Source organism: Teichococcus aerofrigidensis (genome assembly GCF_054073225.1).
In genome coordinates, this window is the sequence record NZ_JBSXMU010000232.1 from 1 (window position 1) to 2,072 (window position 2,072).

The 2,072-nt window shown below is 70.9% G+C and carries 1 protein-coding gene; it reads left to right on the forward strand.

Translation table 11 applies throughout. The features are described from left to right. Nucleotides 1-2,038 (forward strand): translation initiation factor IF-2 (gene infB / locus ACVMLK_RS20830; protein ID WP_457487513.1); only part of this gene is annotated, 2,038 nt, incomplete at its 5' end. Nucleotides 2,039-2,072: the final 34 nt, after the last annotated feature.

The window sequence follows — 2,072 nt, forward strand, 5'->3', positions numbered from 1 at the left end:
GCGCCTGACCCTGCGCGGCCGCGAGGGGGAGGAGGAGGAGCGGCGCAGCCCGGTCCGCCGCCCCGGCATGCCGGCCGCCGCCGCGAAGAAGCCCGCCGCCGCCCCCGCCAAGAAGCCGGTCATCGGCGGCGATCGCCGCCGCGACGGCCGCATCGACGTGGCCGCCGCCATCGAGGGCGAGGACGAGCGCAGCCGCTCCATGGCCTCCGTCCGCCGCGCCCGCGAGCGCGAGCGGCGGCAGCAGGAGCTGCAGCGTCTCCGTAGCGATGGCGTGAAGGTGGTGCGCGACGTGGTGGTGCCGGAAGCCATCACGGTGCAGGAGCTCGCCAACCGCATGGCCGCACGTGGCGGCGAGGTGGTGAAGGCGCTGTTCCGCATGGGCGTGATGGCGACGCTGACCCAGACCATCGACGCCGACACGGCGGAGCTGGTGGTCAACGAGTTCGGCCACCGCGTGAAGCGCGTTTCCGAATCCGACGTCGAGCTGGGCCTGGAGGGCATGGTCGACGCCGAGGCGGACCTGGTGACGCGGCCGCCGGTCGTGACCATCATGGGCCATGTCGACCACGGCAAGACCAGCTTGCTGGACGCGCTGCGCAAGACCGACGTGGCGGCGCGCGAGGCCGGCGGCATCACCCAGCACATCGGCGCCTATCAGGTGACGGTGGCGGGGGGCCAGAAGGTCACCTTCATCGACACGCCGGGCCATGCCGCCTTCACCGCCATGCGCGCCCGCGGCGCCAGCGTCACCGACATGGTGGTGCTGGTCGTCGCGGCCGATGACGGCGTGATGCCGCAGACGATCGAGGCCATCCACCACGCCAAGGCGGCGAACGCGCCGATGATCGTGGCGGTCAACAAGATCGACAAGCCGGGCGTCAACCTGGACCGCGTCCGCAACGAGCTGCTGCAGCACGAGGTGGTCGTGGAATCCCTGGGTGGCGACACCCAGGAGATCCAGGTCTCGGCGCTGAAGGGCACCAACCTCGACAAGCTGCTGGAGGCGATCCTGCTGCAGGCCGAGGTGCTGGACCTGAAGGCCAATCCGGACCGCGCCGCCGAGGGCACGGTCATCGAATCCAAGCTCGACAAGGGCCGGGGTCCGGTGGCCACCGTGCTGGTGCAGAAGGGCACGCTGCGACAGGGCGACATGGTGGTGGCCGGCGCCGAGTGGGGCCGCGTGCGCGCCATGCTCGACGACAAGGGCCGCCAGCTGAAGGAGGCCGGACCCAGCCTGCCGGTCGAGATCCTGGGCCTCTCCGGGGTGCCCTCCGCCGGTGAGCCGCTGGCCGTCGTCGAGAACGAGGGCCGGGCGCGCGAGATCAGCGAGTTCCGCCAGCGCAAGCTGCGGGAGAAGCAGGCCGCCGCCGCCGGTGCCGCCCGCGGCACGCTGGCCGACATGATGGCGCGTGTCGCCGCCGGCCAGCAGAAGGAGGTCGCGGTCGTCGTCAAGGCCGATGTGCAGGGTTCCGCCGAGGCGCTTGGCGTGACGCTGAACAAGCTGTCGCGCGACGAGGTGAAGGTCCGGGTGCTGCACAGCGCCGTCGGCCAGATCACCGAGAGCGACATCCAGCTGGCCAAGGCGTCGAATGCCATCGTCGTCGCCTTCAACGTCCGCGCGACGGCGCAGGCGCGGGAGCTGGCGCAGCGGGACGGCGTCGACATCCGCTACTACTCGATCATCTACGAGGTGGCGGATGACGTGGAGCAGCTGGTGCGCGGCAAGCTCGCCCCCATCCAGCGCGAGAAGTTCCTGGGCTACGCGCAGATCCTCGAGGTCTTCGAGGTCAAGCGGCTGGGCAATATCGCCGGCTGCCGCGTCACCGAGGGCGTGGTCCGGCGCGGCTGCGGCGTCCGCCTGCTGCGGGATGGCATCGTCATCCACCAGGGCGAGCTGGCGACGCTCCGCCGCTTCAAGGACGACGTCAAGGAAGTCACCAACGGCTATGAGTGCGGCATGAGCTTCGCCAATTACGACGACATCAAGATTGGCGATCAGATCGAGTGCTACGAGACCGAGACGGTCGCCGCCACCTGAGCCGGGGCGGGGGCGCGGGGCGGCCGTTCCGCGC